12 protein-coding genes are annotated in these 14,497 nt (G+C 58.8%); 6 read left to right on the top strand and 6 right to left on the bottom strand.

Going from position 1 to position 14,497, the window contains the following annotated elements; all coding sequences use genetic code 11:
• The first annotated feature begins 555 nt into the window (after nucleotides 1-555).
• From RBR41_RS00185 to RBR41_RS00175, 3 genes are all read left to right on the top strand, one after another.
• Nucleotides 556-1,761: a glycine betaine/L-proline ABC transporter ATP-binding protein gene (locus tag RBR41_RS00185; protein ID WP_320350040.1), complete on the top strand. Its 1,206-nt coding sequence runs from the start codon at nucleotides 556-558 to the stop codon at nucleotides 1,759-1,761.
• A complete protein-coding gene (locus tag RBR41_RS00180) occupies nucleotides 1,751-2,593 on the top strand; it encodes a proline/glycine betaine ABC transporter permease (protein WP_320350038.1) in 843 nt (280 codons plus the stop codon). The genes RBR41_RS00185 and RBR41_RS00180 overlap by 11 nt, the downstream gene beginning before the upstream one ends.
• Nucleotides 2,594-2,872: 279 nt before the next feature.
• A complete protein-coding gene (locus RBR41_RS00175) occupies nucleotides 2,873-3,736 on the top strand; it encodes a glycine betaine ABC transporter substrate-binding protein (RefSeq protein WP_320350036.1) in 864 nt (287 codons plus the stop codon).
• Between the two features lie 64 nt (nucleotides 3,737-3,800).
• Here RBR41_RS00175 and RBR41_RS00170 read toward each other — a convergent pair whose 3' ends face one another.
• On the bottom strand, nucleotides 3,801-5,891 hold the full coding sequence (locus RBR41_RS00170; RefSeq protein ID WP_320350034.1) for a methyl-accepting chemotaxis protein: 2,091 nt from the start codon (nucleotides 5,889-5,891) through the stop codon (nucleotides 3,801-3,803).
• 463 nt (nucleotides 5,892-6,354) lie between these two features.
• On the opposite strand from RBR41_RS00170, the gene RBR41_RS00165 reads away from it, so the two are divergent.
• The 3 genes from RBR41_RS00165 (at nucleotide 6,355) to RBR41_RS00155 (ending at nucleotide 9,333) form a co-directional block, all read left to right on the top strand.
• Nucleotides 6,355-7,365 (top strand): FUSC family protein, encoded by a 1,011-nt coding sequence (locus RBR41_RS00165; protein WP_320350032.1) that lies wholly within the window; start codon nucleotides 6,355-6,357, stop codon nucleotides 7,363-7,365.
• A gap of 276 nt (nucleotides 7,366-7,641) precedes the next feature.
• Nucleotides 7,642-8,331, top strand: a complete 690-nt coding sequence (locus RBR41_RS00160; RefSeq protein WP_320350030.1) for a helix-turn-helix transcriptional regulator — start codon at nucleotides 7,642-7,644, stop codon at nucleotides 8,329-8,331.
• A 456-nt stretch (nucleotides 8,332-8,787) separates the two neighbouring features.
• Complete coding sequence (locus RBR41_RS00155) at nucleotides 8,788-9,333, top strand: lysozyme inhibitor LprI family protein (protein ID WP_320350027.1); 546 nt, start codon at nucleotides 8,788-8,790, stop codon at nucleotides 9,331-9,333.
• A gap of 325 nt (nucleotides 9,334-9,658) precedes the next feature.
• Here the strand turns inward: RBR41_RS00155 and RBR41_RS00150 are convergent, their stop codons facing one another.
• Genes RBR41_RS00150 through RBR41_RS00130 form a run of 5 tightly spaced genes read right to left on the bottom strand, consistent with a single transcriptional unit; the run spans nucleotide 9,659 to nucleotide 14,342 of the window.
• Nucleotides 9,659-10,945: a hybrid sensor histidine kinase/response regulator gene (locus tag RBR41_RS00150; protein WP_320350023.1), complete on the bottom strand. Its 1,287-nt coding sequence runs from the start codon at nucleotides 10,943-10,945 to the stop codon at nucleotides 9,659-9,661.
• Nucleotides 10,946-10,984: 39 nt separating this feature from the next.
• Nucleotides 10,985-11,458, bottom strand: a complete 474-nt coding sequence (locus RBR41_RS00145) for a response regulator (RefSeq protein WP_320350022.1) — start codon at nucleotides 11,456-11,458, stop codon at nucleotides 10,985-10,987.
• Nucleotides 11,459-11,497: 39 nt separating this feature from the next.
• A complete protein-coding gene (locus tag RBR41_RS00140; protein ID WP_179981209.1) occupies nucleotides 11,498-12,181 on the bottom strand; it encodes a HAMP domain-containing histidine kinase in 684 nt (227 codons plus the stop codon).
• The gene (locus tag RBR41_RS00135; protein WP_320350811.1) at nucleotides 12,178-12,576 is read right to left on the bottom strand and encodes a response regulator; all 399 of its coding nucleotides are present in this window, start codon (nucleotides 12,574-12,576) and stop codon (nucleotides 12,178-12,180) included. Before RBR41_RS00135 ends, RBR41_RS00140 begins: the two co-directional genes overlap by 4 nt.
• Nucleotides 12,577-12,578: 2 nt before the next feature.
• A complete protein-coding gene (locus tag RBR41_RS00130; protein ID WP_320350016.1) occupies nucleotides 12,579-14,342 on the bottom strand; it encodes a sensor histidine kinase in 1,764 nt (587 codons plus the stop codon).
• Nucleotides 14,343-14,497 lie beyond the last annotated feature (155 nt).

Genomic DNA, 14,497 nt, shown 5'->3' with positions numbered 1-14,497 from the left:
GCCGAGCTTGATTTGCATGGTTTTTTACTTTATTGTCACAAAAATTTTATGCGAAATAGCAGTATTTTTCTTATCCAATGATAATAACAATATTTCGGACAGGTATTCTTCTGTTAATTTTTTTTCATACTGGTTTAATATGCGTGGATCATAAAAAATACTGTCGACAGAACATATTTTTACCACAAACTGTATTTCGAAACACACACTGTTTTTCCTGACAGTTTGCACTGCACTATGCCTGTCCTTTCCACACATACCCTGTAATTCCGGCCGGGAAGGCATTTCACCCGACCCTGGCCTGCCCCTGCCCCACATGGAGGAATAAAAACGCCAAGCAAACTTCGTATGACGGCATTGTTGTTTCAACAGCACTTATTCACACACTTTATGGAAGTTCGGTACATACCGAGGAGGCGTTCATCTGCTGGTGCCCTCAACGCTGATGACTCCAGCACGTTCGTTTTGACGGTCACAACCTGATCGTCCTTCCATATACTCGCCCGGTTACGGGCTACACCCGTGGCATATCGCGCCACGGCAGAAGGAGGGTATATGGCAAAAATCTCTATCCAGAATGTTTCAAAAGTCTTTGGGCCACACCCGAAGCAGGCTTTACGGCTGGCGGCCAAAGGCGTTTCGCGCGCTGACATCCTGCGCCAGACCCGCACCACTGTTGCCCTGTTCGACATATCCATCGACATCACAGACAGCCAGTTACTGGTTATTATGGGGCTTTCCGGCAGCGGAAAATCCACGCTGCTGCGTTGCCTCAACGGCCTTATCATGCCCACCACCGGGCGCATTCTTGTGGACGGCGAAGACATCACCAGCATGAGCAGCAAAAACCTGCGCCACGTGCGTCAGCGCTGCTTTGGCATGGTATTTCAGAACTTCGCGCTTTTCCCCCACAGAACAGTGCTGCAAAACACCGCCTTCGGCCTTGAAGTCATGGGCGTCCCAGAAGCCACCCGTCTGAAAAAAAGCAAAGAAGTGCTGGAGCGCGTGGGTCTGGCCCAATGGCAAAATGCCCATCCTGGCCAGCTCTCCGGCGGCATGAAGCAGCGAGTGGGTCTGGCCAGGGCTCTTGCACTGGAACCGCAGGTTCTGCTCATGGATGAAGCCTTCAGCGCGCTTGACCCCCTTATACGGCAGGAAATGCAGGACGAACTGCTGGCGCTTCAGGAAGACATACACAAAACCATCGTCTTCATCACGCATGATCTTAACGAAGCCTTCAAGCTCGGCGACAGCATTGTCCTGCTGCAGGACGGCTCCATAGTACAGACCGGCACTCCGGAAGAAATCCTGCATGCCCCGGCCAACGAGCATGTGGCCCGGTTTGTCGCTTCGGCAGACGCCTCGCAGGTGCTCACGGCGGCCAGCGTCATGAAGCGTTCCGAAGACGCCGCCGTGCTGGGGCTGGACGGCCCGCGCGCCGCCCTGCGCAAGATGCGCGTACACTCCATAGCTTCGCTTTTCGTCCTGGACAGACACCGCCACTTTGTGGGCATTATCAACGCCGCCGACGCGGAGCGCATGGTCAGCGAGGGGCGTTCTGACCTGAAGGAGATAACCAGTTCGGACATCACCACCGTCAGACCCGACACCCCCGTGACCGAAATTGTGCCCCTCATGGCAGACCTGCCCTACCCCCTGGCCGTGGTGGACGAGCGCCAGCGCTTGCAGGGCGTCATTGTGCGCGGGCTGCTGCTGGGCGCTCTGGTGGAACACAACCGGGGAGGCGCCCATGCTGCCTAGACTGCCCTTGGCCAGCTACGTTGACAGCGCCATAGATGTTCTGGTCGAGCATTTTTCCGGCGTTACCCGCGCCGGTTCGGACATCATGCTCAGCCTGCTGGATCGCTTTGAAGAGGCGCTTCTTCTGCCCCCGCCGTGGCTTTTTATCCTGCTGCTGACCGCTCTGGCCTGGCGTGTGACGCGCCGTCCTGGCCTGCCCGTATTTGTGGTTCTGGGGTTTTTTCTCTTGTGGAATATGGGCTTGTGGACGCCAACCATCAGCACCCTTGCACTCGTGCTCGCGGCCACGCTGCTTTCCGTTCTCATTGGCGTGCCCTGCGGCATTCTGGCGGCCATGTGCCCCACGGCGCGCAAAATCGTCATGCCGGTGCTGGACGTCATGCAGACCATGCCCGCCTTTGTCTATCTTATCCCCGCCATCCCCTTCTTTGGCATTGGCAAGGTCAGCGCTGTGGTGGCCACGGTTATTTTTTCCGTGCCTCCGGCAATCCGCCTGACCTGCCTGGGTATTCAGCAGGTCCCCCAGGATCTGGTTGAGTGCGCCGAAGCTTTTGGGGCCACGCGCATGCAGCGCCTCTACAAACTTGAACTGCCGCTGGCCATGCCCACCATTGTGGCTGGCGTAAACCAGACCATCATGCTGGCCCTGTCCATGGCCGTCATTGCGGCCATGATCGGCGCACGCGGTCTTGGCGGCGAGGTGTGGAAGGCCATTCAGCGGCTCAATATCGGCATGGGCTTCGAGGCGGGTATCGGCATCGTCATTGTGGCCATCACCCTTGACCGCATGTTCCGCGCCCTGGCGCAAAAGAGCTCCGGGAAAACCCATTAACGCATTGCAACCCTTTGAGGATGTTACGTCGCAAAGGGGTGCAGTTCCCGCGCCCTTGCGTCCCTGCAAGGGTTATCTGCAGGCGCAGCGGCGGACACTGTCCCCTACGCCTCCTCCAGACAGTCAGGGCATCGTGCTTTGAAAAAGGCTAACAGCTCTGAAGGCGCAAACGCGATTCAACGTGCTACACACGCCGCAGCGGGCGCGTGCAGCACGTTGAGAATGGACGTTCGCAAAGTCGAAGCGTTCCCAAGCACCCTTTTAAAAGAAGGAGTCCCCATGAAACTTCGCATACTGGGCATTGCCCTGGCCGCCGTCATGCTGCTGGCCGTCTGCGCCACAGCCAAAGACACCAGAAAGGACAAAACCCTCAAGATCGTCTACGTGGAATGGGACTGCGCCACAGTCTCGAGCAATCTGGCCAAAGCGGTGCTTGAAGACAGACTGGGCTACAAGGTTGAGCTGCTGCCCGTCACGGTTCCCATACTCTGGACCAGCATGGCCACGGGCGACTCCGACGCCACGGTCACCGCATGGCTGCCCAATACTCACAAGGATATGGTAAAAAAATACAAGGACAAGCTGGAAATCCTCGGCAAGATTACCGGCGGCGCACGGCTGGGGCTTGTGGTACCCGACTATGTGCCGCTGAAATCTGTCGAGGAACTGAAAGCCAACGCGGATAAATTCCAGAACCGGATAATAGGCATAGACGCAGGCGCGGTATATATGGGCCTGACCGAAAAGCTCCTGAAAGACTACGGCATAGACAATATGGAGTTGATTGACGGAAGCGACGCCATCATGACCTCCAGCCTGGCGGAGGCCATCCGCAAAAAGCAGTGGATTGTTGTCACAGGCTGGTCGCCCCACTGGATGTTTGGCCGCTGGAACCTGCACTATCTGGACGACCCCAAGGCCATCCTCGGCACTGAAGAAGCCATTTACAGCGTGGCCCGCAAGGGTTTGAAAAAGGATCACCCTGACGCGCATGCCTTCCTGTCCAGGTTCTCCTATACCGGGGCGGATCAGTTGCAGCAGCTTATGGCCAAGAACCAGGAAAAAGGCGCGGACCCGCTGAAAAACGCCCGCCAGTTCATAAAAGACCACCCTGAACAGGTCGAAGCGTGGCTGCAAAAATAGGCTCGCCACGCACAAGGGCGGGTAGCCGTTCAACGGCTACCCGCCCTGGGTTATGTGAGCGCCATCAGGCTTTTTTCATATTCTCGATAAGTTCGCTCAGGCGGCGCGCCTGCTGCGCAAGATCGTTCACCGCATGAGCAGCCTCACCCATAGCCTGGGCGGTCTGACCCGACATGTCGTTGACATGCACGATGGACTCGTTGATCTCCTCACTGGCGGCAGACTGCTCTTCACTGGCCGTGGCGATGGCCCGCACCTGATCCGCCGTGGTCTCCACATTCTGCACAATCTGGCGCAGGGCTTCGCCAGACTGGCGGGCAAAACCGGTGGCGGTTTCCACTTCCACAAGCGCCTTGTCCATGCCGCCGACACTCTTGGTTGTACTCTCCTGAATCGCCTTGATGGCATTGCCCACATCCTGGGTGGACGCCATGGTCTTTTCAGCCAGCTTGCGCACCTCATCGGCAACCACGGCAAATCCCCGCCCGGCGTCACCGGCGCGCGCGGCCTCAATGGCGGCATTGAGCGCCAGCAGGTTGGTCTGATCCGCGATATCTGAAATGACGCCCATGATGCGGTTGATGGCCTGGGCATGCTCATTCAGTTGCGCCATGTCGTCCTTGAGTTCCATTGAGACGCTGTGAACCTGATCAATGCTCTTCAGGGCCTGAAGCACAATCTGCGCGCCGTTTTCGGCATTGCCCCGCGTTTCGTTGGACATGGCCGATGCGGAAGAAGCGTTGCTCGCCACTTCGCGCACGGTGGCGTTCATCTGGTTCATGGCCGTGGCGGCCTCGCCAAGGCGACTGGCGGATTCCGTCGATATGTGGCTTGACTGATCTATGCGGGCCGAAAGCTCATTGGAGGCGGACGAGATGATGGACACCACCTCTTCCAGCTGACTGGCGGCAGCCAGCATGCCGTCGCGCCTGGCGCTCTCAGCCTGATGCCGCGCTGCTTCGGCCTGTTCTGTGGCGGCCTTGGCCAGCAGAGCCTGATCCTCGGCCTCCTTGCTCTTTTGCTGCGCGGTTGCAATCATGTTTTGCAAGTTGCTGACCATATTCAGCAAAGAATGCCGCAATTCGGCCAGTTCGCCGTAAAAATCGCGCGGTTCAAGGCGCACATTAAGGTCGCCCTGGGCAATCTTGTCCGCCTCCACAACAATCAGACGCAGAGGACGGTTGATGGACCGCACGATGCCCCAGGCCACAACCATCATGATGACCGTCACGATGCCATAGATGATGGACACGGAACGGATGGCCTCATTGGCGCTGGCGAAAATCTCGCTCTCATCCTGAATGACGGCGATCTTCCAGCCAAAGCGGGTGGTAAGCACGTTGGCGCGAACCGCCACGTCCTTTATGCGGGTGAGCACAAGGCCATCCTTGGCCTTGAACAGCTGTTCAAGCCCAGGATCCTTGACCTCCTTGCCGATAATCTTGCCGGTAAGCTCCTTGTCTCTGGGATCGCAAAGGATGCGCCCCGTATTTTCAATAAGCATGAAGTAACCGGTGCTGCCGAAATTCAGCGCGCCAAACTTGTCTGAAAGACCCTTGAGCGAAACGTCGGCTCCCAGTATACCCTTGATTTCGCCATTGGTGCCACGCATAGTGTGCGTTACGGCCAGCACCAGTTCGCCGGAAATGGACAGGTAACTGTCGGCGAGGCCCACGTCCTTGTTGGAGTTCATACGGCCCACATACCAGGGACGCTTGGAAGAATTGAATCCGCCAGGTACTGGCCCCTCCTTCATGGAGGTGCCGTAACTGCCGTCAGGATATCCCACGTAAATCTCGGCATAGGCGGGGTTCACCTCGGCCAGACGCGCCAGAGGCCGGGTGGCCCTGGCGGCCTCCGGGCCAAGCTCGGAACGCTTGTAAAAGGTCTCGCCCGTTTTGTTCACGTAACTGGGAAAAAGCCCCTCGGCATTGATCAGCATCTCATTGGCCGACAGAACCGCAAGGTTGCGCTCGGCTTCGCCAAGAAATCCTTCAATATAGCTGCCCATAATCTGCAGCTGTTCACCAGAGGCGTCCAGATACGCCTGTTCGGCATTGTCACGCATTTTACTGGTTACATAGGGTATCGTGCTGCCCGCCATGATGGCGATGGTCAGCAGCAACCCCAAGATAATTCTTACTTTGATAGTCATGTACAGAACCTCCTCTGCCTGTTCTTATCCTTCAGACGCATTCAGGTGGCATACCGGGCTCCGGTTCCCCATCGTGTTCCTGGGTTTTGTCAGCATATACAGTTAATCGCCAGTTTGGCCAGTTTCTTAAGACGCGAAAGCGCAGTAACTGTTTCTACAAAAACGACCCGCTTTCGCCAGCCCAAGATGGCATGGATATCACATCTTCAGCTTGTCAGCAGTTGCCAAAAAGTCAAGACAGCACCATGAAACTTCATCGTACTGACATTACAAGACCCCGGCCTGTGCTGTCAGCATAGCCATTGCCGGCGGCAAAGGGCAACAGCCGGCATATCCCTGTGCGTTCCTTCATTATTCTGGCATACACGCGCGTTTGATCTTCGTATGCCTGTCTGCTTACCCTGTGATAAACAGGCATCAAAAACATAATGTAACCGTTTTCGCTGATTCCTCCGGAGCTTGCATGTCCATTTCCCCACAAACACGAGACTTTATGGTTCGAGGCGTTCTTTACCTGCTGGCCATGTGCATACCCATTGCCGTCAGCCTGGCCTGGAACAAACCGGACATCACCCTGCTGGGAGGGATGGGGGCGCTGTTCGCCCTGTTCATTGCACCACGCTACACACCCTTGCCGCGCGTGCTGTGCATCGGCGCGGGGGGGCTGCTTGTATGCCTGGCCGCCACTGTGGGCTTTTTTACACAGGGCAATAACAATCTTGCCCTTATTCCCCTGGTACTCTTCAGCTGGCTTGCCGCCCTGCCGCGCCCTGATCAGGCCTACCTCAGCCTTGTTGTCAAAAACATGGCCGCCGCCGCCCTGCTGACCCATTTTGGCCTGACCGGCTCTCTGTCAGCGGCGGGCTTCTATATGTCGGGCATTGCCCTGGGCGCGACGCTCAGCGTGCTGGGCATTCCCTTTGGCAGCGGGCAGGGGCACGGAGCAAGCCCCTTTGAAGAATTCAAGGCCTTCACAAACGGGGCCGTCAATGACCGCCTTTTTGGCGTGGCGGTTCCCCTTACGGTGCTGCTCTGCACATTGGCAGCGCGCCAAATGAATTTCAGCCATCCTGCATGGGTGGGGCTGACCGTACTCTTTGTCATGCACAGCGATGGCGCCACCGAACTGCACCGCATACGCGACCGGGCCCTGGGCACGGTGCTTGGCGTTATTGCAGCGGCCCCGGTGGTATTCAACCTGCAGGCCCCCCTGCAGCTTGCCGGCTGCATCGCCCTGACCGCACTCTTCATCCCTTACGCCCAGGCCGGGCATTACATGCTGTTCAGCCTGATCATTACCTTCATCGTGCTCCTGCTCGTGGATATGGCCATGCTGGGCACGGGGGGCGACATATCCCTGCTCGGCTGGCGGCTGATCGATACTATTCTGGCCTGCGGCGGCGTTCTTGTGGCCAACCTGACCCTCAGACTGATCGCGCTGGCAAAACAACAGACTACGAGCACACGAAACTGACACAACACTGTGAAAAAACAATTTTATATTTTATCAATCATTTTTTGATTACTCATAGAAAACATTTATCAACTTAAAGTTGATAAAATTCTTGCCAGCTTGCATCAAGATTGATAGCCTGACCCAGGCACATACGTTTCTTGTGGGCATGCCGCCCGTCAGAAACATCGCCAGCACTCACAAAACCCCACAGCCCGTAGTGCACGGGCTGTTCAAGGCCCGCCGCGCGGCATGCCCAGCTTGAAGGCACGGCTGACGCGGCACGCGAGGCATGCCATGACCGAAAAAACCGGCTTCGAAGCAACCCTGCAAAGGCTTATGCTGTCCCTTAACGCCACGAGCGACGCTGAATTGGCGCGCGCTCTGGGCATCACCCCCCAATCCGTCAGCGGCGCGCGCAAACGCGGCGAGGTGCCGCCAGCCTGGATACAGGAATGCGCGGCAGAAACCAACGTGAACGCGCACTGGCTCTTCTTTGGCAGCGGCCCCATGCGCCTGCCCGAAGCGGCTGAGGGTGAGCTTCCCGCAGCTTCACCTGACAGCGAAGCAGACCTTATCCATATTCCACTGGCCGAAGCGCGGCTTTCCGCTGGTACGGGCAGCCTTGAAGTCAGCGAGCGCACTGATGACAGCTACGCCTTCAGAGGCGATTTTTTGCGCCGCAAGGGCAATCCCAGGCGTATGGTTCTGATGCGCGTATCCGGCGACAGCATGGTGCCTGAAATCTTTGACAACGACCTGGTGCTGCTGGACAAGGGGCAGACGGAAATCAGCCCCGGCCGCCTGTACGCTGTGGGCTTTGAAGACGCCATCTATATAAAACGTATTGACAAAATTCCTGGCAAGATCATACTGCACAGCGTTAATCCGGCATATCCTCCTGTCAGCCTGGACTTGCGCGGCGACATGGCCGACCAGTTCAGGGTTATTGGCCGGGTTCTCTGGTCTGGGCGCGAATACCGTTAGCGCAATTTCACGTTGAAATTGCGCTGGCGGGTGCGGGAGCAGACACCAGCGGGCTATTAGAGCAGTTCAAAAGTTATATTGCTCTCGCGCCACGAGAGTGCAGCGCGGCCAAACCGCGTTTGTGATGGCCGCGACCGCTCACGCAGCCGCCAGCGGGCTATGAGAGCAGTTCAAAAGTTATATTGCTCTCGCGCCACGAGAGTGCAGCGCGGCCAAACCCCGTTTGTGATGGGCGCGACCGCTCATGCAGCCGCCAGCGCCCTTTGACATGACGGTGCTCTGTCGGCCAGACAGACCTTGCGCGCGAAAGTTTTGTGGCGCTGTATCAGCGTCCCCACCCCTTGCGCCCCTCTGGCCCTGCGCGTACACTGAAGCTCTGTTTGCTTATTCATCAAGGAGTCCAGGATGTTGCGAAGCTGTCTGAAATCTTTTCGCGTAATTATGCCTGCGTTGACCATGCTGGCTCTACTGTCCACTGCCCCGCCCGCATTCAGCGCCGAGCGCCACGCTGAAACACAGCCCGCGACTTCCAACGGCAGCGGCGCTCCTTTGGCAAAAATACCCCAGACAAACGCAATTGGTGCTGCTCCTGCCACTGTGAGTCCGCCGTCAGGCAGTCAGGGCGCAGCCCCGGGTGCGGATCAGGACGATTTTTCTCCCGCACAGGCTGACAATCTGTTCAGCCCCGGCTACCAGGCGTGCATGGATCGCGCGGCCGGGGTGACCACGGACATGCAGGATTGCATCTCCGCAGAACTGGAGCGCCTGGAGAAGATCATCGCCCTCAAGCAGATCTCTCTGGCCCCTGTTTTGGGGGAAGAACGCGCCAAATCGCTGCATGAAGCTGTCACCGCCTGGGAAAGCCTGCGCAAGCACGGTTCCTCCGCCATGTATGACCCTGACGGCGGCACGCTTTCGCCGCTTATAGCTTCGCTGTGGTATCTGGAACAGACCGCCCGCATGGCCCAATGGCTGAACAACCTCGGCGAGAACGCCGAGTAGCCGCTGCCCCCTGCCCCCCTGCCGGAGTACGCCTGCCACAGTCGCCGCGTTTTGCGCCTGACGCCAAAGACGCTGCGGTAAAGACGGATTAAAGGCGGATACGGTAACGGCGTCTGCGCCAAAATGCGGCTGAGAAAATCGCTTCTGATACCCTGGTCGGACAGGCGGCAGTATTTCTGATGTCTTGGCCGGACGGACGGCAGCATTTCTGATGACAAGGCGGCCAAGCGGCAGCGCCACGGACACATCTGCAATAAAAAATCCCGGTTCGCGCCGGGATTTTTTATTGACGCATCTTGCGCGTCAACGCCACCGGGGGCGGCCGTCAAAGGCCGCCGCCCGGAGAGCGGTCGCCCGCAGCCTGACCGGTGGCTGAGGGCATTTGCGCCAAGGGGAGACTGAGGCAGAAGACTGCCCCGCCTTCCTGGCTGTTTGCGGCGGAGAGTTCACCACCGCGCGCGTGCGCCAGTGAACGGGCCACGGCAAGGCCGAGACCCGCATAGCGGCCCATATGGGATTGTGCTGCAGAGCCGGGGCGCATGGCGCTGCCGCTGGGACTGTCATGGTATTGGTCATGACTGCCGCATCCGCTTTGAAGGGCACGCGAACTGAAGAACGGTTCAAAAATATGGGGCATTATGTCCGGCGCTATGCCAGGCCCGGTGTCAGCCACCAGTAAATCATACCAGCTCCTGCCCTGGCCGTCACGCCTTACCTTGGCCGTTACGCGCACAACACCGCCGTGGGGCATGGCATCCAGAGCATTTTCAAACAGATGCAAAAATATTTGCCGCAACTCCGGCGCAGACCCCCAGGGCCGCAACTCGTCTTCGACGGTCAGGTCGTCCGCCTGGCGTTGCTCCTCAGGCAGGCGGGCGCCTGAAAGATCAACCAGACACTGCAGGCCGGTGGCATCAATCCTGTGGCGCAACAGCTCCGTAACTTCGCCAATGATGGCCGCGACGTCCAGGGGGCCCGTGCGCGCGTCCAGCCCATGCCCGACCATGAGCAGCTTGCGGGTTATCTCGCGCACGCGCAGGCTTTGCGTGCGGATGGTGTTGACGGCCTCGCGCAGCTCGTCAATATCCGGCAGGGCCTGCGCCTCTGGCTCCTCCAGGCAGTCCTTGATGAGCCCGGCGGCCTGCACCACGATATTCAGCGGGTTGTTCACCTCGTGGGCCACACCTTCCGCCACGCGGCCCAGGCTGCGCCAGCGCGCGGCTTCCGCCAGCCGGGCTGCTTCCTGCCGGACGGCTGCGCGCTCTTGCGCCTTGCGGCATTCTTCCAGCACCTGTTCAAGGTCTACGGGCTTGGAAAGCCAGTTGAAAGCCCCCCGGCGCATGGCCTGCACCGCCTTGCCCATATCTGCGGCCCCGGAGAGCATGACCACATCCGTCTGCGGGTGTTTTTCGCGCATGATCTTGAGCAGCGCCACACCGTCCATGCCGGGCAGGCCCACATCAAGAAACACCAGTTCCGCAGGCCAGTCGTGCAAAACCTTCAAGGCTTCACCGGCATCATGGGCCGTGCGCGTTTCCATGCCGCGCAGGCTCAGACGCTGGGCCAGAGGCCCGGCAAACGCCGACTCGTCATCAACAATCAGCACGCGCATGGCCGCTCCTGCGCGGCGGTCAGATCAAACCGCCGCTGTCTATTTTTCGTGATCCTGCATAATATCCTTTTCATTCATGACATCGCGGGCGGAATCAAAATCGCCGCCTTCTGCCAGCGATACCGCCACCATGGCGTTTTCCAGCTTGTCGCGGTAGGCCATGCGGATGCTGCTGAGCAGTTCGTCAATGTCCATGGGCTTGCGCAGGAAATTGTACGCGCCCATACGGTAGGCGGTCTGCTCTTCGGCATCGCCGCCGTGCCCGGTCAGGATGATCACCTGCACCTGCGGGTTGCTCTTTTTCACATTGCGCAGCACTTCAAAGCCGTCCATGCCGGGCATGCGCAGGTCAAGCACTATGACGTCCGTGGCCTGCTCCACCGCCTGCAGGGCTTCAGGGCCATCATAAGCCACCCTTGCAGCAAAGCCACGCATGGCAAGGCGCTCGGCCAGCGTATCCACGAACTGCTTTTCATCGTCCACCAGCAGAATTTTGATGTCTTCCTTGGTCATGGAACTCTCCTTGAAGGCCCGGGCATCAGCCGGAACCGGTTATGCTGCATCTGAGTCGCAGGCGGAAAGTGAAAGAAAGAAGCGCGGCCCCTGCTCTCGCCAGGGCATGAGCGCGGCCCGCCAGCCGGGGCGCATGCCGCTGAGCATGGGACTGCCCGTCATGGCAGCCAGAGCCAATTCCCTGTTGGCTCCTTCCAGCACTTCCACCACAATACCTTCTTCCTTCTGGCGACGTCCGGCGGTGAAACGCAGTTGCACCTGACCGCCCACCGAAGCGCAGAGGTCGAAAATTTCAAGCAGGGCGCGCAGCACGTCCATGGGCGGCACAGACGCCCACACTGGCTCCGAGCATTCGCCGCTCACAAGGCCGATTTGCGCCGCGCGGGCCTGACGGCCTGCCAGCAGGCAAAAGCTGCGGTTCACGCGGGCCAGATCACACGGGCCGCTGTGTTCGCCGCTTTCCGCACCGCCGGACTGGGCCAGATAGTCCATGGCCTCGGCCAGGGCGGCTCCCTGCCCTACAGAGCGTTGCGCCTCGGCCAGGGCGGCTTCAAGCCGCTGTTTTCCCGCCAAAGCGCCGCCGCCGTTCCTGGCGGCGGAAGAGTCAGCCAGGGCCGCCAGATCCTGTGCAAGACCGGCGGATTCACGAATCACCGCAAGCACGTTGCGCATGTCGTGCACTGCTGACGCCAGCAGGCGGGCCGTACATTGACTGGTATTCATGCGCGGCCTCCTTCACGAGACGCGGTCTCGCGGCACTCACGGACTGCAGCTTCCAAAGTTTCAAGAAACACGTTGAAGCTCAGGGGTTTGGTCAGGCAGGCATAGGCCTGGCACACGGGCGAAAGCCCCGTGTCGTCCACAACCTCGTGCCCTGTAAGCAGAATCACTGGCAGATCGGGCTGTGCCGCCTTGAGGCGGTGCAAAGCCTCGTCGCCGGGCAGGCCCGGCATGAGCAAATCAAGCACCACCACGTCGGGCATTTCTTCAGCCACGGCGCTGAGGGCCGCAAGGCCGTCAAAAACCACGCGCACGGTGTGCCCACGCAGTTCAAGCCTTTCTGCCAGGGTTTCGACAAAATCTTTTTCATCGTCAGCCAGAAGTATACGCAAGGCCATCACTATACCTCCACAGAGCCGTCGGGCGGGGTCAAAGGCAGGGTCACGTACACGGTGCTGCCGCGACCTTCTTCACTTTCCACACGGATTTCGCCGCCAAGACGGCGCACGATGCCGTAGGTGATAAACATGCCAAGCCCGGTGCCCTTGTCTTTTTTGGTGGAATAGAACGGCTCGAAAATGTGCCGCAACACCTCTGGGGGCATACCCTTGCCATTATCGCACACAGTAACCGCAAGCGCGTCTGCGCCTGAGGGAACGCACTGCACTTTCACAAAGCGTTCCTGCCCGTTCTTTGCGCCTCCGGGAAGCTGGCTGCCCGTCACGGCATCCAGCGCGTTGCCCACGATATTCAGAAAAATCTGTTGCAACTGGCCGCGGTCGGAAACAATTTCGGGCAGATTGTCATCCAGTTCCATCTGCAGGCTGACGCCCCTGTTCTTGGCCTCACGCTCAAGAAACGACAGGGTTTCGGCAATAACTTCCTCAATATGCAGGCTCTGGCGGTTGGCCTCCATGCGCCGGGCAAAGCCCAGCAGCCTGTGGGTAATGCCGCGCGCCCTCTCCACCGTGCTTTCAATGCCCTCAAGCAGGGTATTGAGCCTGTCCTTGTCCTTGTCCTCGCCGCCCATCTGCCCCAGATTGATCAGGTCACGCGCCAGACCGGCCTTTTCATAAATGACGGCCAGGGGATTGTTGACCTCATGGGCCACTCCCGCAGCCAGCCGCCCTATGGACGATAGCTTCTGGTTGTGCTCCATCTGGGCAAAAACGGCCACCCGGCGTTCATCGCTGGCCTGAAGCCTGTTGATGAGCTGCTTCATGAGCAGGTGCGACACAAGCACAATAAGCGCCACGCCGCCGCAGAGAACAATCAGCAGTTCGGTACGCAGGGCCGTCCAGGGGCGAAAGGCGTCAGCCGTGGGCTTGACCGCCAGCAGCGTAAAATCCGTGCCCGCCAGTCCGCACGAGGCAACCATGAGCTTGCGCCCTGACGGTTCGGTAATGGTGCGCACCACGGTTTCTGCCGTGGCCTGGGGCGTGGGCAGGGGGCAGGGTTCCAGGGCCTTGCCGTAGAGGTTGGAATCTGTCTGCAACACGCCTTCCCTGTCCACCAGAAAAACGTCGGTGTCCTGCTCCGGCCCCACGGCCGAAAGCACCTGCTGCAGGCGCAGCGTGTCCACAGCCACGCGCAGGGTCCATGAGATGCCGCTTTCTTCCATCCTGTGAACGGCTATGACCATATGCGGATAGCCACGATAGCCCAGAAAAACATTGCTCAGATACCGGCTCTTGATTTCCGTTTCGCGCAGCCAGGGCTTGCCCGCATAGTCCACGCCCTTGAGCTTGTACGGCCCGATGTAGGAAATCTGCATGCCGTCGGAATTGACCAGCCCCATGTCCACAAAGCCCTGGAACTCGCTTCTGAGGGACAGAAAAATCCGGTTAAGGGTGCGCTCATCCGCCAGATCCTTGAATGTATAGGCATGGGCGATGAAGCTCACGGTGGATTCACGCTCGCCAAGATACAGTTCCAGAGCCGCCTGCGACTTGCGGGCCAGCGCGTAGATGGGGCCTTCCACCTCACGCTCGAGGGTTCTGGTATACTGCACATGGCTTATGCCCGAGAGCAGCAGCAACGGCGTTACAGACACCGCCACCATCAGCATGGTCATAAGCCGCCGGAGCGATCGATACCGTGCCGGTGACACGGCATCGGGCACTTCCAGCAGGTGTGCGAACGTGTTTTTTATAACGGCAAACATGGTTTCCTCCGAGGTCTGCGCCGCAAGGCACACTGGGGCTTTAAGGAAGCACTGATTAAAGAGCCTCTTTGAAACGCGCAGTTGTTTCGTTTGGCAAGGCGCGATCTTTTTTTGGAGCAGGAGTGGACGCTTCCGTCCTCGACTGTTTCAAAAAA

Origin of the sequence: Desulfovibrio sp. (assembly GCF_034006445.1) — a bacterium.
Classification (GTDB): Bacteria; Desulfobacterota; Desulfovibrionia; order Desulfovibrionales; family Desulfovibrionaceae; genus Desulfovibrio.
The sequence above is the reverse complement of the archived record's forward strand: the minus strand, read 5'-3'. Positions and strand labels throughout refer to the sequence as shown.

What these genes read in the sequence shown, in the direction of transcription:
- RBR41_RS00170 (WP_320350034.1), bottom strand. Translation starts at nt 5,891, where the DNA reads ATGACTATCAAAGTAAGAATTATCTTGGGGTTGCTGCTGACCATCGCC.
- RBR41_RS00180 (WP_320350038.1), top strand. Translation starts at nt 1,751, where the DNA reads ATGCTGCCTAGACTGCCCTTGGCCAGCTACGTTGACAGCGCCATAGAT.
- RBR41_RS00150 (WP_320350023.1), bottom strand. Translation starts at nt 10,945, where the DNA reads ATGCGCGTGCTGATTGTTGATGACGAGTCGGCGTTTGCCGGGCCTCTG.
- RBR41_RS00135 (WP_320350811.1), bottom strand. Translation starts at nt 12,576, where the DNA reads ATGGCCTTGCGTATACTTCTGGCTGACGATGAAAAAGATTTTGTCGAA.
- RBR41_RS00175 (WP_320350036.1), top strand. Translation starts at nt 2,873, where the DNA reads ATGAAACTTCGCATACTGGGCATTGCCCTGGCCGCCGTCATGCTGCTG.
- RBR41_RS00165 (WP_320350032.1), top strand. Translation starts at nt 6,355, where the DNA reads ATGTCCATTTCCCCACAAACACGAGACTTTATGGTTCGAGGCGTTCTT.
- RBR41_RS00145 (WP_320350022.1), bottom strand. Translation starts at nt 11,458, where the DNA reads ATGACCAAGGAAGACATCAAAATTCTGCTGGTGGACGATGAAAAGCAG.
- RBR41_RS00130 (WP_320350016.1), bottom strand. Translation starts at nt 14,342, where the DNA reads ATGTTTGCCGTTATAAAAAACACGTTCGCACACCTGCTGGAAGTGCCC.
- RBR41_RS00155 (WP_320350027.1), top strand. Translation starts at nt 8,788, where the DNA reads ATGCTGGCTCTACTGTCCACTGCCCCGCCCGCATTCAGCGCCGAGCGC.
- RBR41_RS00140 (WP_179981209.1), bottom strand. Translation starts at nt 12,181, where the DNA reads ATGAATACCAGTCAATGTACGGCCCGCCTGCTGGCGTCAGCAGTGCAC.
- RBR41_RS00160 (WP_320350030.1), top strand. Translation starts at nt 7,642, where the DNA reads ATGACCGAAAAAACCGGCTTCGAAGCAACCCTGCAAAGGCTTATGCTG.
- RBR41_RS00185 (WP_320350040.1), top strand. Translation starts at nt 556, where the DNA reads ATGGCAAAAATCTCTATCCAGAATGTTTCAAAAGTCTTTGGGCCACAC.